Raw genomic sequence first — 23,404 nt, forward strand, 5'->3', positions numbered from 1 at the left:
AAATATAAAAACCTATTCTCCAAACACATAACAAATAATATAAATTTTATTGAGCATAACATATAAGAGATTCTTCGAATATAAATAAGTTTTAGAAGTTATTCCTATTTTTGCGATGCGAATAAATAATTGTAATTATTGAACAATATCTGTCCTTAACAGATTATACATATATGAAAATATATTGGCAGATACTTAAGAAATACAAAACAAGCCTGATTATAAGCCCGGTTCTTGTATTGATCACCGTATTGTGTGAAACAATACAGCCTTGGTTTATGGCTAAGATTGTAGATGATGGAGTTGTGCACCGTAACCTATCCGTTATCACAGAGATTGGAGCATATATGGTAGGAATATCCATCCTGGGGCTTATTGTAAGCATCATTAATGTATATGTATCTTCGCAAGCATCCATCGGATTTGGTACTGACCTTAGAAGCAAATTATTTTCGAAAATACAGCAGCTTTCTTTTACGGAAATAGATAGATTTAATTCCGCTTCATTAATCACCCGCCTAACAAACGATATCAGTCATATACAGCAAGTTGTATTAATGAGTATGCGCTTACTGTTACGCTCACCATTAATGTTAGTTATGTCTTTTTTCTTTGTTATAAAAATAAATACCGATCTTGCTTTTATCATGTTGGGGGTTGTACCTATACTTAGTATTAGCATCTTCCTCATCATGTATAAAGGGCTTCCACTCTTTATGAAAGTACAACAAAAGGTTGACCAACTCAATGCGATGGTAAGAGAGAACCTGATCAACATCCGTGTCGTTAAATCATTTGTAAGAGAAGATTTTGAAACTAAGAAATTTGAGAAAAGAAGTGAAGATCTGCAAAACATGGTAGTTAATGCGTCTAATGTTATTATAGCAATATTTCCTGTCATGCAACTTATAATGAATATATCTGTTATCGTAGTCCTTTGGGTAGGTGGAGCAAAAGCGATAGAGGGCAATCTTAAAGTGGGAGAGCTTATTTCTTTTGTCAATTACATGACGCAAATACTTATGGCTTTGATGTTCCTATCGATGGTGATTGTAAATATAGCTAGAGCTTCGGCCTCTTCAGAGCGCTTACTCGAAGTTATAAAAACAGAACCCTCACTTACGAATACAGAAGAAGGTTTATCAAACAAGCATAAAATAACAAAAGGAGAAGTTACTTTCAGTAATGTCTTTTTCCGATATAATGGCGGTGAAAACGATGTATTGAAAGATATTAATTTCCACATAAAACAAGGTGAAACAATTGCTGTAGTAGGAGCAACAGGTTCAGCTAAGAGTTCCATGCTTCAGCTTATACCACGACTATACGATGTTACGGCAGGAGAAATTCTCATAGATGGAGTTAATGTAAAGGATTATAATCTGGAAGAACTACATGCCGAAATAGGAATGGTACTGCAAAAAAATGAACTCTTTACCGGAACAATTATAGATAATCTGCGTTGGGGACGACCCGATGCAACAATAGAGGAAATAGAAGAAGCGGCAAAAGCAGCTCAAGCACACGATTTCATCGTATCTTTTACAGATGGGTATAACACTCTTCTCGGACGAGGAGGTATTAATGTATCAGGAGGACAGAAGCAACGGATTTGTATTGCACGGGCACTATTACGTAAGCCCAAAATCCTTATACTGGATGATAGTACAAGTGCTGTGGATACGGAGACCGAACAGAAAATCAGATATAATCTTAACAATCTCTTAAAAGATACAACTGTCTTTATTATAACACAACGTATCAATACAATGCAATCAGCCGATAGAGTGATAGTACTGGAGGATGGAGAGATAGACGTTATTGGTAAACCTGATGAACTAATAGAAAAGTCGAAGTTGTATCAGGAGATATACAACTCTCAACAAATAGTCTACTGAATATATGGCACACGGAGATCACTATAAACAGAGCGGCAAGCCGACAGAAGCTAAGAAAACCTTCTTCAGGATAATGACATATCTTGCTAAGGATAAAAAACTCTTGATCGTTATCGGTTCTCTTATAATTATCAGCATTGGGTGCAACCTTGTTGGTTCATATATGATACGTCCTATCATCAACAATTATATCATTCCGGGAAACTATGAAGGACTACTTCATATACTCATTATTCTCGGAGTTATATATCTGATAGGTGTAGCCGCTGTATATATACAATACAGGCTGTTAAATAGAATAGGTCAACGTGCAGTTACCCGTATGCGTACAGATCTGTTCAAGAAGATGGAAAAGCTGCCTATCAAGTATTTCGACACGCATCAGCATGGCGACATCATGAGCCGATATACAAATGACATAGATCAGGTGAGCAATGCTCTTACTGATGGCTTATCGGATATGCTGACCAGCTCACTGATGCTGGTAGGAATATTCACACTTATGATTTATATAAGTCCTATACTAACCTTAGCAACCCTAATCACCATACCTCTCATGTTTCTTAGTGCCAAAACGATTGTAACGCGAAGTAAGAAATACTTCAAAGCACAACAAGATACACTGGGAGACACAAACGGGTATATAGAAGAAATGATTAGCGGGCAAAAAGTTGTAAAAGTATTTGGCTATGAGAAAAAGGTAGAACAGGACTTCGAACAACTGAATCAAAAGCTAAATGAGAAATCAAAAAAAGCACAATTTTACTCGGGAATGATGATGCCTGTTATGCAGAACCTTAATACTTTAAACTTTGTAGTTGTTACTATAGTGGGCGGGCTACTTGCTATATTCAGAGGCTTTGATGTCGGTGGATTGGCTGCATTCCTTCAATATTCCCGTCAGTTTGGTCGCCCTATAAATGAGCTTGCCGGCCTTTATAATAGCATACAAGCGGCAATGGCAGGAGCAGAACGTATCTATCAGGTAATAGATGAGGCTCCCGAACAAGAAGATGCTCCGGATGCGATGAACCTCAATGATGTGAAAGGTGATCTAAAAATGAAAGATGTCTATTTCGGATACAAACAAGACAAGCTAATTCTGAAAGGAGTATCACTGCATGCAACACCCGGAACGAAAATAGCTCTAGTGGGAGAAACAGGCGCAGGAAAGACAACTATATTAAATATGCTTCCCCGCTTCTTCGACATTAAATCCGGAGAAATAACAATAGATGGAATATCAATACATAATATAAAAAGAGAAAGCCTTAGACAGTCGATGGCTATCGTACTACAAGATACCCATTTATTTACAGGAACAGTATGTGAAAACATCCGCTTTGGGCGACCGGAAGCGACAGATGAAGAAGTAATACAAGCGGCAAAACTAACAGCGGCTCATTCGTTCATCAAGCGGCTACCAAAAGGATATCACACTATGCTGGAGAATGATGGTGCAAATCTCAGTCAGGGGCAGCGACAACTGTTGAATATAGCACGAGCAGCTATTGCTGACCCTCCTATCCTTTTACTCGACGAGGCTACCAGCAACATAGATACCAGAAGCGAACTCCTTATACAAAAAGGACTTGACAAACTAATGGAAGGCCGTACGAGCATTATCATAGCACACAGACTTTCCACTGTACGTAATGCAGACAGAATACTCGTACTCGATGATGGTCAGATAATAGAACAGGGGACACATACAGAGCTCCTTAACCTCAAAGGGAAGTATTACAGTCTGTATCAAGAACAGTTTGAGGAATTTTAGTCGAGTTATGCTAAAAAGCCATATAATAATCAGATAGAAACCAAAAGGAGTAAAATTAACAATATATCTTATCCTCATATTTAAATAATCTTGTACTTTTAGCCCAATTTTCGAATTAGAATAATGAAAGAGAATCACAAAGTTCCGTTTAGCGCATTAGGTGTCGTTTTAGCAATAGGTATCGTATTTGGAGATATTGGTACATCGCCTTTATATGTGATGAGAGCCATCTTGAACACCCTACCTGCCGGGCAACACAGCCATGCGGAATATATTCTCGGTGCTATATCTTGTGTGATATGGACTTTGACAATTCAAACCACTCTGAAATATGTCATCATCACCCTTCGTGCCGATAATAAAGGTGAAGGTGGTATCCTTTCTTTATATGCCCTTATCCGCCAAAAATACCGCTGGGCTTATATCCTCGCAGGTATCGGTGCAGCTACATTGCTTGCCGATGGTATTATAACTCCTGCCATGACCGTTATGTCTGCCGTAGAAGGTCTTCAACCAATCGCTCCGCACATACCGGTTATACCTATCACAGTAGCTATAGTACTCATCTTGTTTCTGGTACAACCCTTCGGAACAGGCTCTTTGGGTAGATACTTCGGCCCACTGATGATCATCTGGTTCACTATGATGGCCGTGATGGGTCTAAGTCAGGTAGTACACGACCTGAGTGTATTCAGAGCTTTTAACCCCATGTATGCCATTCGCTTTCTGATAGAAGTACCACAGGCGATGATTATACTTGGTGCTATATTTCTATGTACAACTGGAGCAGAAGCCTTGTATTCGGACTTAGGACATTGTGGATTAAAGAATATACGCATTTCGTGGATCTATGTCAAAGCAGCTCTTATACTCAATTATTTAGGACAGGCAGCATGGATTATCAACAGTGGACATGTAACCCCTGATGTAAATCCTTTCTTCTCAATGATGCCCGAGTGGTTCAGACTCACAGGTGTAATAATGGCTACTGTGGCGGCAATTATTGCCAGTCAGGCGTTGATAAGTGGATCTTTCACCGTTATCAGTGAAGCTATATCGCTGAATATCTGGCCAAATGTAAAAATACAATACCCTACTAACATCAAAGGACAATTATACATTCCATCCATCAACTATATGATGATGGTACTTTGTCTTATCATCATACTCACAATGCAATCTTCGATGAAGCTGGAAGCGGCCTATGGTCTAGCCATCACCCTCAGCATGTTGATGACCAGCGCCTTGCTATTCCTTTACTTTATGAAAAAGAAGAGACCTTTGTGGTTTACTATCCCACTCACTTTATTCTTCGTTATCATAGAACTCAGCTTCTTCTTCGCAAATATGCAAAAGTTTGCACATGGAGGATTTATTCCTATTATAATTGCAGGAGTACTACTGCTTCTGATGTATTCATGGTATAACGGACGGCGTATTAAACGTCACTATACAGTTTATGATCAGGTAGATGAGCATTACGTCAGCCAATTATTAAAGATAAGTGACGACACAACCATACCTAAAGCAGCTACCCATCTGGTGTATATAGTAAAGGCGAATAATAAGAACTTTTTGGAGAGCAAGATTGCTTATTCCTTATTTAAACGAACACCCAAACGAGCTGACACATACTGGTTTGTAAGAATAAAAAGAACCGATGAGCCGTATGAATTCAGTTACGAAACAACGATATATGCACCTAAGAAAATTTTCCGTGTCAATATACGTGCAGGGTTTAAACTAGGAATACATACAGACAAATATGTAAACCTGATAACCAACGAATTGGAACGTCTAGGCCTTGTAGATTTAACGTCTCGATATCCATCTATGCAAGATGCTAAAGAGAAACGAGGAGACTTTAAGTTTATGATCGTAGACCGCATATTCCGCAACGTACACATGAACCCTTCAAGACAGATTATCTTAGGATGCTACAACCTTGTGAAGAGATTAACAACTTCAGACACACAGATGTATGATATAGATCCATCTCTTGCTGTTGTTGAGACTGTACCTTTAAGACAAGTAGACCATACCGAAGAGCAACTGAAAGACCTGCTGAATCAAGCAAATGAAGCGGAATAGTTAAATTCGAAGTCCGTCCAGCAGCTTCACATAAAGCTCTATAGCCTCCCTTATTTCACTCAAATGAATATATTCGTTTGCTGTATGCGAACGGGCTGAGTCTCCGGGGCCCATCTTCAAAGTAGGGAAAGGCATAAATGTCTGATCAGACAACGTAGGCGATCCATAAGGAGTTTTTCCAATAATAATAGCACGTTGAACAAATGGATTTTCGAGAGAAATCCTGGATGAATTCAGGCGAAAAGACCGGGGTTTTACCTCACAATCTGTATGCGTATCTATAATATGATAAAGCTCTTCATTACTATACAATTCGTTGCTTCTTACATCTACAACAAAGTCACACTTATCGGGTACTACATTATGTTGTGTTCCTGCACTCACCATACTTACAGTCATCTTTACAGGCCCAAGCAAATCGCTTGTTTGCGGGAACTCGTACGTCCGAAACCATTCGATATCTTTAATTGCCTTATAAATGGCATTTTCTCCTTCGTTACGGGCAGCATGTCCCGCTTTTCCGTACGATGTACAATCAAGGACTAAGAGGCCTTTCTCTGCAATAGCAGGATTCATCTGGGTAGGCTCACCCACAATACCAAACGCAATTTCCGGAAGTTCGGGAACAACAGCCTCCGCTCCGCCATTGCCGGAAACTTCTTCCTCGCACGACGCTAAGAAAATCAAGTTATAATCTTGTTTCTTTTGAGTCAGCATAAAGAAAGCATGCAACAAGCACACCAAGCTGGCTCCCGCATCGTTACTTCCCAATCCGTAGAGTGTGTCACCATCTTCTTCGGGAAAGAAAGGATCTTTTGTCCAGCCGGATACAGGACGAACGGTATCCATGTGCGAATTGAGCAGGATAGTAGGTTTTGAAGAGTCAAAATCTTTGTTACGAATCCAAAGATTATTTCCCTTTCTATCGGGAGAAAATCCCATCTTACGCATGCACGAAATTATTACTTCTGCTACATTATGCTCCTCTCTACTGAAAGACGGAATACTTATCATTTCCTTCAATAGGTCGACTGCATTGTAGTATAAAGCATCAATATCCTGTTCCATAGATTTTACTTTTTAGTGAAAAGGTGACAAAAGTGACACTTTTTCTACTGTTTTGAGTTGTTACTTTTTTCTATTATTGAAGCGCATCAAGCACTTATATTAGATAATTTTGAGTATTAATTATAGCTATTCGAACAAAGTATAACTTTATTCTTTATCACGTATAATTAGCTCACCGATCTTTAAATCCAACGGCGTAGTGATCTTTATATTAGTTACCTCTCCTTTTACAAGATGCACATTTACGCCCATAGCTTCTACAACCGAAGCATCATCGGTAAATGTTTCTTTGAAATCCGTTTGATAGGCTTTTTTGAGAACATTCACATAGAAGACCTGAGGCGTTTGTACCAACCGTATTTTAGACCGATCAACAATTCGGCTTTTATCCTCATCAACAACTTCTCTGAGGCTGTCGGTAGAGTCTATAACAGGTATAACGGCAGGACATTCTTCCTCCGCAGCATCAAAACACCGCTTTATCATTTCCACCGAGCCAAAAGGGCGAACTCCATCTTGCACGCCAACCAATCCATCAGCCACAAGAGCCAACCCGTTTTTCACAGAATGGAAACGAGTTTCTCCTCCATTAGCAATTGCATGCTCTATCGTGAAGTTATATTCTTTGCACAGTTTTTTCCAATAGTCCTGATGAGAGACAGGCAACACCAGAATAATATTTATATCCCGATCAAACCTATAAAAAGCCTCTATTGTACGCATAAGAACGGGTTTACCGCCGATAGGAATAAACTGTTTCGGCAAATCATTACCCATGCGCAGCCCTTTTCCTCCGGCTACTATAATGACATTCTTTTTCATTCTATTTCGTCCAGAATCTTTTGTATTTCTACATTCGTCTTTTGCAGTTTATCTTTGCAAAACTTAATAAGGGTTGCCGCTTTTTTTACTTTTTCGAGAAGGATATCTACATCCAAATCGTCATTTTCGATACTGCCCATAATGTCCTGCAACTCCTGCATTGCTTCTCCGTATGTTTGCTCTTTCTTTGCCATAATTCATTATTAGTTACAAGAACAAATTATAATTATTTCTATCATTTATTACCAACCGAACTCAATTCTTCTTTTTTATTCCAATTCTATTAACTGGCGATTGCTTTAATCAACATATATATAACCGTAGCAACAGCCAAGGAAAGTATTGCGAACTTCAGTTTTTCAAGAAGTGTATAACTTCTCTTGAGTGCAATATTTATCTCTCCAAACTTATCTATAAAATAGGCATTTCGCCCCTTTTCCATAATTAGCGCTAATCCATCGGAAAAAGAATAAACCCTCTCATAAATAAGGGACACAACTACTTTATTTTCCTTGTTTATAAATCCCCATTTACCATGCATCTTTGCAGCAGCCAAGCCCTCTGAAAAACTAGATAAATCTTCATATATAAAAGGAATGATTTCTTCTCCCCTTTCATTAATAAAGCCGTATTTACCGTTTAAATTGACATACGCTAATCCCTCTGAATATTCGGGAGCAATATCGTCATATATAAAAGAGACTATTTCATTACCGACCTTGTCGATCACTCCCCACTTCTTATCTTTAGCGATACAAATCAGACCATCTTTACATTTTACACCTTCCGAACGATCATATATAAAGGGAATAACTTCATTACCCAAAGCATCGATAAATCCGGATTTTTCATCTTTGCAAACACAAATAAGCCCTTCGCTAAACTCGAATATGTCATCATAGACAAATGGTACGACTTCGTTACCCTGCTTGTCAATTACGCCGGCTTTACCATCCTTGAAAACACCACAGAGATCTTCCGAAAAGCAGTTTATCGTATCATAAAGGTAAGGAATCACCAATACTCCCTTTTTATCGATAAATCTCCACTTACCATCCTTGCATACCCCGGCTAATCCATTCGAAAAAACATCGGCATTTTCATACTCGATAGGAATAACCTCGTTACCGGCTTTATCAAGATATCCGCATTTTCCATTCTTTTGTACCATTACCAAGCCTTCGGAATAACTAAAAGCCATTTCATAGATACAAGGAACAACCAATTCTCCGAATTTATTAATAAACCCTGTCCCCGATTTTCGTATAATGTGTGCCATCCCCTCTTGAAAACTGAATGCGTAGGAGAAAGGTATCGGATTATTATTTACACTCATCTTTTGTTATAATTATTCTACAGTAGATTTTATCTTTCCATCAGCAAAAACAGTAGTCAGTTTATCTCCTTTTTTCACTGCACTGCTTTGTTTTATCACTTTCCCATCTTTCATTGTCAAAGTATATCCTTTTTTCAGAATATTTTCGGGAGACGCCAAAAGAAGGTGTTTCTCATACATTTCCAGTTGCGTATTTTCATCCTTAAACTTTTGCAAAGCAACTCGTTTTAAAGTATTCTCCAACACTGTAAGATTGTTTATACTCTCTTTATTTAATTGCTGCGATTCCCTGACAAGGACATCCTGAAACGAAGACAACTTATTCTGATTTTCTTTATGTGAACTTTGCAAACCTCTTATCAAAACATTCTTTGCAGAAGCTAGGATTGCATCCTGCTCTTTGAGCCATGCTTTAAGTAAGAATGTATTCTTTGTTTCAAAAACACTTAAACGTACAGCTTCATCCTGTAGTCTTTGCGTAACGATAGAAACAATATCATGAGCCATTTCGTCCAATTCCATCGCTGTTTCCGCAATATTCGAAATCAAAAATTCTGCAACAGCAGTCGGGGTTTTCATACGTGTATGCGCTACGATATCTAGAACCGTATCGTCCCGCTCATGCCCTATTCCTGTTATTACAGGCAAAGGGAACTGTGCACAGCTTGCCGCCAAAAGGTAAGAATCGAAGCTACTCAAATCCGAAGTCGCTCCTCCTCCCCGAATAATAACTACGGCATCGAAACAGTCCTGATATTCATAAATACGCTCCAATGCTGAGATTATAGAACTCTCGGTGCGCTCACCTTGCATAAGAGCGGTAAATAATTTGGTATAAAAAATAAATCCATAAGGATTATTTGCCAATTGATCGAGAAAATCTTCATATCCTGCTGCTGTGGGAGAAGATATAATTGCAATCTTATTTGTGGGAATAGGCAACTCAAGTTCTTTATTTAAGGAAAGGACTCCATCTTCTTCCAATTGTTTTATTATTGCGGCTCTATTCAACGCCTGATCTCCGAGTGTATAAGTGGGATCGATATCGTGAACCGTGAGCGTGAATCCGTATAATTCATGAAACTCAACACTTACCTGAACTAAGACTTTCAGTCCCGATGAAAAGGTCTGTTTTGTCGTGTTCTCGAAATACGCCTTGAGTATATAAAACGTATTTGCCCATATCATCCCTCGGGCTTTAGCGATCAGGGCTCGCCCGTTAATATCCTTCTCTATGAACTCGAGATAGCAATGCCCATTCTGGTTGACACGCACATCACTTGTCTCAGCCCGAATCCAAAACACTTCGGGAAGTGTATCTTTTAAGACACCCTTGATGAGATTATTCAATTCATACAGAGAGATCGCCGGGCGGTTCATTTCTTTCCTTTCTTTACGGGCTGTTGCACTGCTGTTTTTTTATCAACCAACTGCTGTGCTATTTCCATCGCCTTTTTCATATCGGGAATACCATAACCATAATCCTTGTTCGGATGATCATAAATATCAGAAGATTGCCTTACGACCTCTATTATCTCCTTGTTGGTCAATACAGGGAAAGCCTGCCATAAGCAAGCTACCATACCGCACATGATAGGTGAAGAGAAAGAAGTTCCGCTTTTATATGTAACCAACCCATTATCTCCCACTACTGTTGCTCCTTGTCCGAGAGCCATTACATCAGGTTTTATCCTAAGGTCTTCGGTTAAGCCTCTTGAACTAAACGGAGCTATAACAGAATCTTTCTGAATAGCACCTACCGTCAATATATTGAAGGCATCGGACGGCGGAGTTATTTTCTCCCATTCCGAATCTCCAGAATTACCCGCACTGATAACGACCAATATTCCTTTCTTGGCAGCAGCATCAGCCGCGCGAGATATAAGAGCCGTTCTCCCTGTCAGGTCTTCATGTGTATAGCTTTTTGCCGGATAGTCGAAACTATTATAACCGAGTGATGTATTCACTACATTAACGCCAACACTATCGGCAAACTCGATAGCCGCCGCCCAGTAATCCTCTTCTATAGGATACTCACTACGCGCATCTTCAGAACCTAACAACCAAAAACTAGCTTCAGGAGCTGTTCCTACGAATTGCATAGGCTTATTCGTCCCAATGCAAGACAACACATTTAATCCATGCTGATTGGCTCTATTAAACATATCTTCATTTTCGTAAACAAAGCCTTTATATCCTTTGATATCCAAATTGTCTAACATCCCGATTTGAGGTAAATGATTAAAGCCGGCATCTATTACCGCAATTGTCATCCCTTTACCTTTATACCCCGCATCATGAAGGTATTGCCCGTTATTAATTTTGATATTATTTTTTCCTCTTGCGTAGTAATCGCCAAACACAACAGTTTCCACAGCCGGATATGCGATTATACTATCCTTCTTTGTTTCTTCTACCGGCTTACCTCTCCATACAAACAATGCATCCGACACAAAAGGCAACGCCTTATACTTATCAACCATTGCACTATCCGAACAGTGAACCGCAACAGTTCGTTGCCACTTGCTTTGTGCTACAACTTTTCCTCCAATACTTTCAATCGCTTTTATATACTCTTGAGATATCGGAAGATCGGTTTCATCGATCTTTATATTATATTTCTGTCTCCTTTCAAGCGACTTAGCGGACAGAAAGTCTTCCGGCTTATCAATAGAATAATCGCTTTTTTTATCCTTGAGTGTAAGGCGGAATTTATAATTATATTCCTGAGAGAATACAGAAAGTGAAGCTACTAGCAAGAAGCAAACAAAAAATGCAAATCTTTTCATATCTTTATTCATATGTTTTATACAAAAATAAGGATAATAGCTTTTAGTTGGTATAAGATGTATCGTTATTTGTAAAATATAGAAGGTAAAACAAATTATATTAATGAATTAATAAGATTATAGATCATGGAAAATTTAAACAGCTTAAAGGCTCTAAGTCATAAAATAGAAAAAGAGGTAATATCTTATTCGGAAGAAATAATCAATTACCTCAAAGAAAACTATATAGAATAAAGAGAAGGTGTGTCGCTATAGCAAATTACCAATCTTGAAACCTAAGAAAGCTGTTCGTGGCAAGCTAGGGCCATAAATGTATGAAGGGTCACGGTCGATACCTTTGTCAAAGTCTTTCTGATATGAATTGAAAATATTTTTCACTCCGGCAAACCACTCTATAGTAATATTACCCGCAAGCCTCATATCATAATGGAACTTAACTCCTGTATCAAAAAAGGTTTTTGACTTGCGCAATTCTCCAGCCTCGGGGTTAGCGATTTCAGGACCAAAATACGGAACTAACATTTTGCCTGTATAATTACCCGTTGCAGACACCCCGAAATTACGAGCAAACTCCCAATCCAGCGCTAAAAATCCGTAAGCGTCAGGTGTTCGGAAAAACTTCTTTTCACCGAAAGTTTCATCACTCACTTTGTATCGGCTCGACTGAACAGTAAATCCAGCATTCAGGCTTAATTTATCTGACGGCATAAGCTTCACCTCTAGGTTTACACCCTGAACAGCAGCTCCATCTTTTGAATTGATACGAGTATAAATCACTGTTCCATTTTCATCAGGCTCACCAATTTCATTTCTGAATGGATTATGCAGTTTATTATAAAACCCTTCTACCAGAATATTTGTATTGATTCCTCCTATTTTTTTATTAAAATCGAACGACAGTGTAAAGCTAGAGCTATTTTCTTGTTTTAGATGAGGGTCGTTTTTGTTGATCACCTGACGAGAACCCGATGTTTCTATATGAAGATCTTCATCAAAAATTTGCGGAGCACGATACCCCCTTGAGAAGCCAATACGGGTTTGTAAATACGATGAAATATCATACATTATACTTGCCCGGGGCACAACTACCGTTCCTGATTTATCACTGTCGGCCTGCTTATCATCGATAGAATAATGTTCTACACGTGCTCCGGCAAGGAATTTTGCTTTTCCTACTTTTATCTCATATTGTGCAAAAGCTCCTGTAATATTCAAAGCTTGATCAGACACTATGCGATTCGGTACATGCGTGACAATGATATCTGTACCTGCGTCATTCAGTTTATATTCGGGGTATCCCAGTTTCATGTCGGTAAGGTGCGAGCCGGTATGCTCCACTCCACCTATTAATGTCGAGATATCGTTGACGGACAGCTTATACTGAGCACCTATATTATAGGTTTTATCCTTTGTATTTCCATAATCGCTCAACGACTGTTTGGCTCCATAGTAAGAATCGCGATCAAGATATTGTCCAGAACCGAATACTGTAAGCAAATCACTCTCTCTGAAATATTGTTCGTATGTCAATGCTCCGGTTATCATATCATGCTTTACCGACTCGGAGATATCTCTTTCGTGGTCGGGATAGTCTTGTTTATTTCCACCTTTGCGCTCTTCTCGGATATTAAAAAAGTCGAGGCTCAATTTACTTCTGTATGCAGGACGATAAAAAATACGAGTTCCTATAACCGTATTCTTCATCGGTGCTATTTCAGAAAAGCTATCGCCATTTGCGTCAAACATATTACGATCTCGCATATTTCCGAAAACAGAGATACCCGTTTTATGATCTTCGGTTACCAATGTAGCATTAAACGTTGCGTTATAATCTGCGACAGAGCCATTCGACCCGTTTACCCCCATTCCTATAAGAGATGTATTTAACCCGGCTTCGAAGCTATTTGTTTTCGGGTCTTTAAGTATAAGATTTATTGTTCCTGCAATTGCATTCGAACCATACAAAACAGAGCCGCCGCCTCTGACGACCTCGATACGTTCAAGCATATTAGACGGAATAAGTTCAAGCCCATATACTCCCGCCAGACCACTAAATATAGGACGGCTGTTTATCAATATCTGCGAATAAGGACCTTCCATTCCATTCATTCTCACCTGCGAAAAGCCACAGTTCTGACAATCATTTTCATAACGCAGCCCTGTACAAAAGTTAAGTCCTTCGCCTAATACAACCGACTGCGTGGTTTCAAGCATTTTTGTACTTATCGTATTCACAATTACAGGGGCTTCGGTACGTTTCTGAGAGGTACGCCCTGCAGTTACCACTACTTCATTAAGATTAAGGGCATCTTCTTCTACCTCGAAATTAATTTCTATAGATTTGCCTCTTCTGAGCTCAACCTCTTTTTCCTGCGGTTTGTAGCCGATTCCCTGTGTTACAACTATAAACTTTCCTTCGGGTAAGTTCGTTAATGCATAATGTCCGGTGGCATCGGTAGATACACCTATTGTTGTATTTTTCAGTACAACATTTATAAATGGGATATGCTCACCTGTTTTTGCATTCACTACATGACCAAATATATTGGCATCTGTTCTGATCAGGTTAGCATGTATAAACGAAGAGAAAAATAGAAGAAGAATAAACAATAGAAAGTGCTTAGAAAGACGTTTTAAAAAATTCATAGTGTGTTTAAAATAAGAATAGATAAATTGTTGTTTCTGGATGCGACGCGAAGGTATAAAAATCAAGAAAATCCTACAATCACCATTTCTAGGTATTTTAACTATTCCAAAACCACATTACAATATTTTTCACTGATTACAACTTCATATTTATAAAAGCAAAAAATCCGCAATATTTAAATTACGGATTTTCTTTTTTATGTATTTAAAACACTATAGGGCCTCCTCCCGGATGACCTCCGGGGTTTCTACCTCCCCAGCCTCTATCTCCTCCATCCATATCTTCTCTTTTTGTACCCTTCCCAAATATTTGGAACTTATACACAAAATTGACCATAAAGTAACTGTTGATCGTATTAGATATGGACTCCTGTATATATAATGCATTCTGATCGATATTTATATTACTTCTCTGCTGTAAGATGTCATATATTTTGAAGCGCAGCAAAGCATTCCCTGTATACTTATTTTTAAATATGCCTTTCAGCATCGAATCCATATTATAAGTTAACGAAGCATTCCACAACCACTCGTTCAACTTATATCCGGTAGTATAACCCGAGTTAGTCGAATATTGAATATCGGATTGTAAAGTAAGCCCCAAAGGTAAATAAGTGGTGAAGTCACCCTTCGCTCCATAATTAAATGTCTCTCTGTCCTGATCGGTTGAAATGGTATTTTTTATATTGTTATATCCGAAGTTACCGCCTATATTCAACAAAAAGCGAGCATCACTCAACGTTCTTATCTGATCATCAAGAGAACCGGTGCGAAACTGCAATGTCATATTTTCTCTAAAGTTATATGTATCCGCCTTATTTTCTTTTGCATTTATAAATGTAGTATTGCGGCTATATCTACCCATTGTGAATGCATTAATCGAAAACTTCTTATTTCGGAGAGGAGTATTATATGTCACTCCCATAAATCCATCCATATTACCATCTACATTCTTATAAGTCATTTCACGTCCCTGATCCTTGTATGTAGAAACGTTCACGATAGCATCCATCGTATAATTGAAATTTGTAAAGACTGATAGGTTCGAGTTTCTGTTTGTATTGAAATTCTGATATCTTCCTCTCAAACTATGTTGAAAGCTTGGTTTCAAATCGGGATTACCATAAGTAACATCAAAACCGCTTTGAGAGATAATACCATCATATAACTGAGTTGTGGTAGGCTGCGATGTTCTTCCGCTATAATCTACCCGAAGAGTGTTTCTTCTATCCCATTTATAATTAAACTGGGCATTAGGGGCAAAACTGAGCGAATTACGTGGTTTTATATCTTTCTCCGGTTGCCCGGGCTGAAAAATACTGGTTTTAGATCTTGATGGCTCTAATCCAACGCCCAATGTATAGTCAAATTTCTCTCTAATCGATTTAAAATTCAGAGAGACATTTTGATTAAGGAAATCATTTTTCACATTGCGTGTATATTCTTCCGCTATCACATTATAATTTCCTTCGGCATCTTTATTGTAAGCCTTGCGGTCAGTTTCAGAATGGTTGTTACGCAGATTATAAGTTAATTGCAAAAAATTGTTTCTACCCAAAGGCTCTACATACGAAACAAATGCACGCCAGTTATAACCTTTGTCATCTTGCAATGACTTTTGATCCCTGATCGAATCATTCTTAAGAGGGTCTGCATAGATAGAATGAGAGTAATCATAACCTTCACTGTCCGAATTATTCAGACCTCCTGAAAAACTGAAACTCAATACTCGTCCCTGGCTATTCAACTTACGACTGATATCGAGATTTCCGCTCAACGAAAGCCCTTTTCCATCAACCGTATTCCAAGACGATTCCTTGTAGTTTCTCTCAGGATTATCAGCAAATGAAGTTTCACTTTCTCCTTCTTGATCATTTCTGTTCTTATTGTATTGGATATTTGGTCTGAAAACGATCCTTGTCAATGAATCGGGAGTCCATTCGAAGCGAAAATTTGCACCGAAGTTATCGCTTTTATTATTTCCAAAGGAATTTCCGTTTTGTGTTTGGCTCGTTCCTGTAAATCTTCGGCTTGTAATACTAGACACATCATTATCAACAGAGCCATACCGAACATTTCCGCCATATTTTAGCTTATCCGAATACTCAGTAGCAAAATTGAACCCTCCATTCAGTGTTTTTGCGACTCCATTGTTCGCTCCGAATCTCAATCGTCCTCCGCCTCGTCCACTAAATGCACTCGAGGCAAAATCTGAGAAACTGGCATTATTTGTATTATTTAATCCTCCTAACAGTGTAAACTGAGTATTATCGCGCATGTAGTTAAACACCCCATTTGCCTCATAACGCTTTTTACTGCCATAGCCGACATAAGTATCGCCCATAAAACCCTGCTTCATACCTTTCTTTATCGTTAGATTGATCACGGTTTCGTCATCGCCATCATCAAAGCCGGTCATCTGAGACATGTCAGATTTACGGTCAAGCACCTGAAGCTTATCTATAATATTAGCGGGCAAACTTTTAGATGCAACTTTGGGGTCATCGCTGAAAAACTCTTTCCCGTCTACAAGGAATTTTTTAACTTCCCTTCCGTTGATCGTTATTTTTCCATTCTCATCTATTTCAGCACCGGGCATTCGTTTTATCATATCTTCTACCACATCGCTTTGCTGGGCCTTATACGAGTCGGCATTGTATTCTATGGTATCGCCTTTCACTTGTACCTCTATGGCCTTAGCTTCCACTACAGCCTCCCCAAGCATAATAGCATCTTCTTTCATGTATATATCTCCTAAGGACACAGACTTTTGGGCATTTGCTTTGAAGTACTGATCAGTATATCCGATAAATGATATTTGAGCAATATAGCGTCCTTGTCTGACTCCTACGCTAAATTTTCCTTTCTCGTCCGTCACCGTACCAGTTACATAGGCACTATCTTTAGCATTTAGGATTCTTATACTGGCCATCTCTATCGGCTCTTTCATTTCATTGTCGAATACTGTTCCTGTTATCGCTGTGGTCTGCGATTGTGCACTCAATCCTAAAAATACACATAGAAATAAAAGTATGGGGATATTCCTTTTCATTTTCCTTTTAATTATTTTTGACTGATTTGTGTGACTGGCAAAACATTAAAAGGTTTAATTATATTTCTATTTTTTATAAATCTTTTTATTTTACTATCTTTTTATATCTTTATAAAAGAAGAAACAGCAAGGATAATCTTTCTGAAAAAGAGTTATCTTTGTATCGAATATAACCTACTTAAAAGAAAAATAAAAAGCTTTACCGCTTCACTATATGGCAAAAAAAACAGTCAGGAAAAAGAAAACTCAAGATAAAAGAACCTCTTTCATCGAATTCATAAAAAAAGAGCGTACAAAATTCTTATTGGGAGTCTGCCTCTCATTTTTTGGGGCATACATACTACTGGGAGAAATATCATTTTTCTTTACAGGAGCTGCCGACCAAAGTAAGGTAACAAATAAATTTTTTCTTGATCTTATTTCTCACAAACAGGAAATAAGCAACTGGACAGGTGTTGTAGGTGCATTCGTTGCAGAAAAACTTATAAACAATTGGTTTGGAGTATTCTCTTTGCTTATCCCTGTATATCTCATCCTGATGGGCTTGAAACTGATGCGTGTCGTCAATATTTCGGCTATCCGTTCATTCCTGCTTATGGCTTATGCCCTTGTGTGGGGTTCTATTACATGTGCTTTTATTTCGAGACTGATAAACGACGGAAGCAACATCCTTTGGGGTGGTGCTCACGGAATGGAGGTAGAAAGAATACTGGAAGCCGCATTGGGCATACCGGGCGTTATTATGATTATTATTCTTCTACTCATTATATTCCTTATCATTACGAAGAAAGCTTCTATGGAATTCTTCCGTGGACTATTTAAGAACCCACTAAAAAATCCTAATCAGGAGGAAGAAGATATAATTGAAGAGGAAGAAGAGGTATATGAAGAAGAGCTTCCAGCTGAAGAAAAGAAAAGCTGGTTTAGCTTTTTAAGGAGAAAGAAAAAAGAGGATGATCAATCGACTGAAACGGAGGACTTAGGAGAAGACTTCATATTGCCTACAGCTACTGCAAAGGATAAGAAAACAAAGGACAAGCCGGCAACGTCAATGAAGATCGACAACGACTTCGAGATTGTTATTCCTGAGGATGAAGAATTTACTCCCACACAAAATACATTTATTCCTCTCGCAAATCCTCAGCCTGTTACGAATACGGAAAATGTTCCGGACTTCTTACCCGAAGGCGAAGAGATGGAAGAATACGATCCGACCAAAGATCTATCCAATTTCCATTTTCCATCTACAGAATTGCTGAAGATATACGACATGACAGGCAAAGGTGTAGATATGGAAGAACAGAATGCCAACAAAAGTAAAATCATCACCACTCTACAAAATTATGGCATCGAGATCACATCCATCAAAGCAACTGTAGGGCCTACAATCACCTTATATGAAATAGTACCAAAAGCAGGTGTACGTATTTCTAAGATCCGTAACCTCGAAGACGACATAGCTCTTAGCCTCTCGGCTCTGGGTATACGTATTATTGCCCCTATGCCGGGTAAAGGCACAATAGGAATTGAGGTTCCGAACAAAGATCCTCAGATAGTATCGATGCAGTCTGTAATTGCCTCTCGCAAATTTCAAGAATGTGCTTTCGATCTCCCCGTTGCTTTAGGGAAGACAATCACGAATGAGATTTTCATGTTCGACCTATGCAAGATGCCTCACTTACTCGTAGCAGGAGCAACAGGACAAGGAAAATCGGTAGGATTGAATGCCATAATAACTTCGTTGCTATACAAAAAGCATCCGGCCGAAATGAAGATGGTGTTGGTTGACCCAAAGATGGTGGAGTTCAATATTTATTCAAGAATAGAGAAACATTATCTGGCAAAACTCCCTGACGCAGAAAAAGCGATTATCACCGATGTTACCAAAGTGACTCAGACGCTAAACTCTCTGACTAAAGAGATGGATGATCGCTATGAGCTGCTTATGAATGCCGGAGTGCGTAATATAAAAGAATACAATGAGAAGTTCCGCAAACGCCGACTAAACCCATTGAAAGGACATCGCTTTCTCCCCTATCTGGTTATTATCATCGACGAGTTTGGCGACCTGATAATGACTGCCGGAAAAGAGATAGAAATGCCTATCGCCCGTATTGCCCAAAAGGCTCGTGCCGTAGGTATGCACATGGTGATCGCAACACAGCGTCCGACAACAAATATCATTACAGGAACTATAAAAGCGAACTTCCCTGCCCGTATGGCTTTCCGTGTCACTTCGCAGATCGACTCCCGCACTATTCTTGATATGTCGGGTGCCAATCAATTGATCGGACGTGGAGATATGCTCTTCTCACAGGGCAGCGACCTTGTACGTATCCAATGCGCCTTTGTCGATACCCCTGAAGTGGAAGGTATAGCACAATATATCGGAAACCAACAAGGCTATTCGAGCGCATTCGAACTCCCTGAATATATAAGCGAGATGGGCGAAGACAAAGGTGGAAGTATCGACCTCAATGATAAAGACCCACTATTTGAAGAAGCTGCACGCCTTCTCGTAGTTCACCAGCAAGGATCTACATCGCTAATACAGCGCAAGTTCTCCATCGGGTACAACCGTGCAGGCCGCCTGATGGATCAATTGGAAGCAGCAGGGATTGTAGGGCCAACACAAGGCAGCAAGGCTCGTGATGTTCTTATTGCTGACGAATACAGCTTAGAACAGAAGTTAAATTCATTTGGCTAAGCCTCCTTAATGGTCAATATCATTCTGCCGGAAAAAAGACTAGCCAAGTTTAATATTTAAACCTTTAATGAATAACAAAGTCAAAGAAGCTAAACAATATAACCAAAGATGAAAACAAAGTTACTTTCCCTTATATCACTCTTAGTATTCACATTGAGCATTTCTGCACAAGATGCACGCTCGATCTTAGATAAAGCCGCCGAAACATACAACAAAGCCGGAGGGGTTGTAGCAAGCTTTACTTTAGACTCTAAAGACACGAAGGCTAAACTGGTATATAGCTACGATGGCAAGGCTTATATGAAGGGAGACAAGTTCAAGATAGAAATCCCCGATGCTATTACTTGGTTCGACGGTAAAACACAATGGGTGTATGTAAAAGATACTGAAGAGGTAAACATCAGCAATCCTACAGGTGCAGAGCTACAAGGAATAAGCCCTTCTATGCTTTTCAGTATTTATAAGAAAGGCTATAATCTATCCTACAAAGGAGAAAAAAGAATAGGAGGAAAAACTGTTTTGGAGATAGAACTGATTCCCCAAAAGAAGAATGCAGACATCACCAAAATACTGGTACAAATAGATAAAGCCAGCAATGTATTCTCAAAGATCACACTGACAGATAAAGCCGGCATACAAAATATCTTATCTATAAAAAGCTATCAAACAGGAACTAATATTCCCGATGCTACTTTTTCTTTCAATAAGAAAGATTATCCTAATGCAGAAATAGTAGACCTTAGATAACATAGATTGTGTTTATCATTACATAGAAAATACGAACCGAATAACCTTTGAAGATATAAGCAAATTCTATATATTTGTATAAAATATAAACAAAACATATAAAAATATAAGACATGAACGAAAAAGTACGTTGCCTCATTATTGGCTCAGGACCTGCGGGATACACTGCAGCTATTTATGCGTCGAGAGCAAATCTTTCTCCGGTACTATATGAAGGAATACAACCCGGAGGACAATTAACAACAACTACCGAGGTTGAAAACTTCCCGGGATACCCTGAAGGTATTACCGGCCCCGAACTGATGGAAGACCTAAAGAAGCAGGCTACACGCTTTGGCGCTGATATACGCTTTGGTATAGCTACAGCAGCAGACTTCTCTTCTCATCCGCACAAAGTGACTATCGATGGCGAAAAAGTGATTGAAGCAGATACTGTTATTATAGCAACAGGAGCCAGTGCCAAATACTTAGGTCTATCAGACGAAACTAAATATGCAGGCATGGGAGTTTCTGCGTGTGCTACATGCGACGGATTCTTCTATCGCAAGAAGGTTGTAGCTGTTGTTGGTGGTGGAGACACTGCTTGTGAAGAAGCAATCTATCTGGCAGGACTAGCCGAAAAAGTGTATCTGATTGTACGTAAAGCACATCTGCGTGCATCGAAGGTGATGCAAGACAGAGCTATGCAAAATCCTAAGATAGAGATCTTATTCGAATGCAACGCGACAGGACTTTTTGGCGAAAATGGCGTAGAAGGAGTACATGTAGTAAGACACCTCGGTGAACCAAACGAAGAAAAGTTCGATATCAAGATCGACGGATTCTTCCTTGCTATAGGACACAAGCCTAATACGGACATATTCAAGGCGCAGCTTAACCTCGACCCTGTAGGATATATTATCACAACACCAGGTACTCCGAAAACAGGAGTAGAAGGCGTTTTTGCCGCAGGAGACGTAGCCGACCCTATATATCGTCAAGCTATTACAGCTGCCGGAAGTGGTTGTCAAGCTGCGATAGAAGCAGAAAGATACTTAAGCGAAAAAGGCCTGTAAGGCATCTATATACTAAAAAAGAAAATCCGGATCATACGATTCGGATTTTCTTTTTATATCGTTCTATAAAGAATTACCTTCTCATATTCGGCATTTTGCCACCTTTCATCTGAGTCATCATCTTCATCATCTTACGAGTTTGGTCAAACTGCTTGATAAGCTTATTCACCTCTTGGATAGATGTTCCGCTACCTTTAGCGATACGCTCACGGCGACTTCCGTTCAGGATTTCAGGAGTTGAACGCTCTTTGGGTGTCATCGAATAAATGATAGCTTCGATACTCTTGAAAGCATCATCATCAATATCCATATCTTTAATAGCCTTACCAACTCCCGGAATCATAGACGCCAAATCCTTCAGATTACCCATCTTTTTGATTTGCTGTATCTGTCCGATAAAGTCGTTGAAGTCAAACTGGTTCTTTGCTATTTTCTTTTGTAGGCGACGAGCTTCTTCCTCATCGTATTGCTCCTGTGCTCTTTCTACGAGCGAAACGATGTCACCCATGCCCAATATACGGTCTGCCATACGCTCAGGGTGGAATACATCCAATGCGTCCATCTTTTCGCCTGTACCCACAAACTTGATCGGCTTGTCTACAACCGAACGGATAGAAAGCGCAGCACCACCACGCGTATCACCATCTAGCTTGGTAAGCACTACCCCGTCGAAGTTGAGCCTGTCATTAAATTCTTTTGCTGTGTTCACCGCATCCTGTCCTGTCATGGAGTCTACTACAAAGAGAATTTCGTCAGGTTTCACAGCATCCTTAATCGCTGTGATCTCTTTCATCATCTCCTCATCGATAGCCAAACGACCGGCGGTATCGACAATAACAAGGTCATTGCCATTTTGCTTTGCATGCTTAATTGCATTTTGAGCAATCTGTACCGGGTTCTTACTTCCCTCTTCCCAATATACAGGGACTTCGATTTGCTCTCCTAATATCTTCAACTGTTCGATCGCAGCAGGACGGTAAACGTCTCCGGCTACAAGCAACGGATTCTTACCTTTCTTAGACTTCAGCATCTTGGCAAGCTTTCCTGAGAAAGTAGTCTTACCCGAACCCTGAAGACCCGACATAAGGATTACAGCCGGATTGCTTTTCAGATGAACATCTGTAGCGGTTCCACCCATCAAGGCAGCAAGTTCATCATGAACTATCTTCACCATCAATTGCTCAGGCTTAACGGCAGTAAGCACATTCTGCCCCATTGCCTTTTCCTTCACAGTCTCGGTAAACTGTTTTGCTGTCTTATAGTTTACGTCGGCATCTAATAAAGCACGGCGAACATCCTTTAGGGTTTCCGCAACATTTATTTCGGTGATTTTACCTTCACCCTTCAGTATCTTAAACGAGCGCTCTAATCTATTACTTAAACTTTCGAACATATTATATGGTTGTTATTTATAAT

15 protein-coding genes are annotated in these 23,404 nt (G+C 39.3%); 6 read left to right on the forward strand and 9 right to left on the reverse strand.

Features of this window, described 5'->3' with window-relative positions; genetic code table 11:
- Window positions 1-173: 173 nt before the first annotated feature.
- The 3 genes from LDB17_RS08470 to LDB17_RS08480 all read left to right on the forward strand — a co-directional run bounded on the left by LDB17_RS08470 (window position 174) and on the right by LDB17_RS08480 (window position 5,766).
- Window positions 174-1,898, forward strand: a complete 1,725-nt coding sequence (locus LDB17_RS08470; RefSeq protein ID WP_252637943.1) for an ABC transporter ATP-binding protein — start codon at window positions 174-176, stop codon at window positions 1,896-1,898.
- Window positions 1,899-1,902: 4 nt separating this feature from the next.
- The gene (locus tag LDB17_RS08475) at window positions 1,903-3,675 is read left to right on the forward strand and encodes an ABC transporter ATP-binding protein (RefSeq protein WP_252637945.1); all 1,773 of its coding nucleotides are present in this window, start codon (window positions 1,903-1,905) and stop codon (window positions 3,673-3,675) included.
- A 123-nt stretch (window positions 3,676-3,798) separates the two neighbouring features.
- Window positions 3,799-5,766 (forward strand): KUP/HAK/KT family potassium transporter, encoded by a 1,968-nt coding sequence (locus LDB17_RS08480; protein ID WP_252637946.1) that lies wholly within the window; start codon window positions 3,799-3,801, stop codon window positions 5,764-5,766.
- On the opposite strand, the gene LDB17_RS08485 is transcribed toward LDB17_RS08480, so the two are convergent.
- The 8 genes from LDB17_RS08485 to LDB17_RS08520 all read right to left on the reverse strand — a co-directional run bounded on the left by LDB17_RS08485 (window position 5,767) and on the right by LDB17_RS08520 (window position 17,479).
- A complete protein-coding gene (locus LDB17_RS08485; RefSeq protein ID WP_252637947.1) occupies window positions 5,767-6,834 on the reverse strand; it encodes a M20 family metallo-hydrolase in 1,068 nt (355 codons plus the stop codon).
- 147 nt (window positions 6,835-6,981) lie between these two features.
- On the reverse strand, window positions 6,982-7,656 hold the full coding sequence (locus LDB17_RS08490; protein WP_252637948.1) for a 2-C-methyl-D-erythritol 4-phosphate cytidylyltransferase: 675 nt from the start codon (window positions 7,654-7,656) through the stop codon (window positions 6,982-6,984).
- On the reverse strand, window positions 7,653-7,850 hold the full coding sequence (xseB, locus tag LDB17_RS08495; protein WP_252637950.1) for an exodeoxyribonuclease VII small subunit: 198 nt from the start codon (window positions 7,848-7,850) through the stop codon (window positions 7,653-7,655). The genes LDB17_RS08490 and xseB overlap by 4 nt, the downstream gene beginning before the upstream one ends.
- Window positions 7,851-7,939: 89 nt before the next feature.
- On the reverse strand, window positions 7,940-8,992 hold the full coding sequence (locus LDB17_RS08500; RefSeq protein WP_252637951.1) for a WG repeat-containing protein: 1,053 nt from the start codon (window positions 8,990-8,992) through the stop codon (window positions 7,940-7,942).
- 12 nt (window positions 8,993-9,004) lie between these two features.
- Window positions 9,005-10,372 carry an exodeoxyribonuclease VII large subunit gene (gene xseA / locus LDB17_RS08505; RefSeq protein WP_252637952.1) on the reverse strand — a complete coding sequence of 456 codons (1,368 nt, stop codon included), beginning with the start codon at window positions 10,370-10,372 and terminating at the stop codon, window positions 9,005-9,007.
- Window positions 10,369-11,781 carry a S8 family serine peptidase gene (locus LDB17_RS08510; RefSeq protein WP_252637954.1) on the reverse strand — a complete coding sequence of 471 codons (1,413 nt, stop codon included), beginning with the start codon at window positions 11,779-11,781 and terminating at the stop codon, window positions 10,369-10,371. The genes xseA and LDB17_RS08510 overlap by 4 nt, the downstream gene beginning before the upstream one ends.
- Before the next feature lie 249 nt (window positions 11,782-12,030).
- Window positions 12,031-14,427: a TonB-dependent receptor gene (locus tag LDB17_RS08515; RefSeq protein ID WP_252637955.1), complete on the reverse strand. Its 2,397-nt coding sequence runs from the start codon at window positions 14,425-14,427 to the stop codon at window positions 12,031-12,033.
- Between the two features lie 205 nt (window positions 14,428-14,632).
- A complete protein-coding gene (locus LDB17_RS08520) occupies window positions 14,633-17,479 on the reverse strand; it encodes a TonB-dependent receptor (protein ID WP_252637956.1) in 2,847 nt (948 codons plus the stop codon).
- A gap of 214 nt (window positions 17,480-17,693) precedes the next feature.
- Here LDB17_RS08520 and LDB17_RS08525 point away from each other — a divergent pair, with 214 nt between their 5' ends.
- The 3 genes from LDB17_RS08525 (at window position 17,694) to trxB (ending at window position 21,988) form a co-directional block, all read left to right on the forward strand.
- Window positions 17,694-20,186, forward strand: a complete 2,493-nt coding sequence (locus tag LDB17_RS08525) for a DNA translocase FtsK (protein ID WP_252637957.1) — start codon at window positions 17,694-17,696, stop codon at window positions 20,184-20,186.
- A gap of 108 nt (window positions 20,187-20,294) precedes the next feature.
- Window positions 20,295-20,933 carry a LolA-like putative outer membrane lipoprotein chaperone gene (locus LDB17_RS08530; RefSeq protein ID WP_252637958.1) on the forward strand — a complete coding sequence of 213 codons (639 nt, stop codon included), beginning with the start codon at window positions 20,295-20,297 and terminating at the stop codon, window positions 20,931-20,933.
- Between the two features lie 113 nt (window positions 20,934-21,046).
- Window positions 21,047-21,988, forward strand: a complete 942-nt coding sequence (gene trxB / locus LDB17_RS08535) for a thioredoxin-disulfide reductase (protein WP_135105539.1) — start codon at window positions 21,047-21,049, stop codon at window positions 21,986-21,988.
- Between the two features lie 73 nt (window positions 21,989-22,061).
- Here the strand turns inward: trxB and ffh are convergent, their stop codons facing one another.
- Window positions 22,062-23,381: a signal recognition particle protein gene (gene ffh / locus LDB17_RS08540; RefSeq protein ID WP_252637959.1), complete on the reverse strand. Its 1,320-nt coding sequence runs from the start codon at window positions 23,379-23,381 to the stop codon at window positions 22,062-22,064.
- Window positions 23,382-23,404 lie beyond the last annotated feature (23 nt).

This window comes from Dysgonomonas sp. Shenzhen-Wh21, assembly GCF_043392705.1.
Lineage (GTDB): Bacteria > Bacteroidota > Bacteroidia > Bacteroidales > Dysgonomonadaceae > Dysgonomonas.

What these genes read in the sequence shown, in the direction of transcription:
- LDB17_RS08470 (WP_252637943.1), top strand. Translation starts at nt 174, where the DNA reads ATGAAAATATATTGGCAGATACTTAAGAAATACAAAACAAGCCTGATT.
- LDB17_RS08475 (WP_252637945.1), top strand. Translation starts at nt 1,903, where the DNA reads ATGGCACACGGAGATCACTATAAACAGAGCGGCAAGCCGACAGAAGCT.
- LDB17_RS08480 (WP_252637946.1), top strand. Translation starts at nt 3,799, where the DNA reads ATGAAAGAGAATCACAAAGTTCCGTTTAGCGCATTAGGTGTCGTTTTA.
- LDB17_RS08485 (WP_252637947.1), bottom strand. Translation starts at nt 6,834, where the DNA reads ATGGAACAGGATATTGATGCTTTATACTACAATGCAGTCGACCTATTG.
- LDB17_RS08490 (WP_252637948.1), bottom strand. Translation starts at nt 7,656, where the DNA reads ATGAAAAAGAATGTCATTATAGTAGCCGGAGGAAAAGGGCTGCGCATG.
- xseB (WP_252637950.1), bottom strand. Translation starts at nt 7,850, where the DNA reads ATGGCAAAGAAAGAGCAAACATACGGAGAAGCAATGCAGGAGTTGCAG.
- LDB17_RS08500 (WP_252637951.1), bottom strand. Translation starts at nt 8,992, where the DNA reads ATGAGTGTAAATAATAATCCGATACCTTTCTCCTACGCATTCAGTTTT.
- xseA (WP_252637952.1), bottom strand. Translation starts at nt 10,372, where the DNA reads ATGAACCGCCCGGCGATCTCTCTGTATGAATTGAATAATCTCATCAAG.
- LDB17_RS08510 (WP_252637954.1), bottom strand. Translation starts at nt 11,781, where the DNA reads ATGAAAAGATTTGCATTTTTTGTTTGCTTCTTGCTAGTAGCTTCACTT.
- LDB17_RS08515 (WP_252637955.1), bottom strand. Translation starts at nt 14,427, where the DNA reads ATGAATTTTTTAAAACGTCTTTCTAAGCACTTTCTATTGTTTATTCTT.
- LDB17_RS08520 (WP_252637956.1), bottom strand. Translation starts at nt 17,479, where the DNA reads ATGAAAAGGAATATCCCCATACTTTTATTTCTATGTGTATTTTTAGGA.
- LDB17_RS08525 (WP_252637957.1), top strand. Translation starts at nt 17,694, where the DNA reads ATGGCAAAAAAAACAGTCAGGAAAAAGAAAACTCAAGATAAAAGAACC.
- LDB17_RS08530 (WP_252637958.1), top strand. Translation starts at nt 20,295, where the DNA reads ATGAAAACAAAGTTACTTTCCCTTATATCACTCTTAGTATTCACATTG.
- trxB (WP_135105539.1), top strand. Translation starts at nt 21,047, where the DNA reads ATGAACGAAAAAGTACGTTGCCTCATTATTGGCTCAGGACCTGCGGGA.
- ffh (WP_252637959.1), bottom strand. Translation starts at nt 23,381, where the DNA reads ATGTTCGAAAGTTTAAGTAATAGATTAGAGCGCTCGTTTAAGATACTG.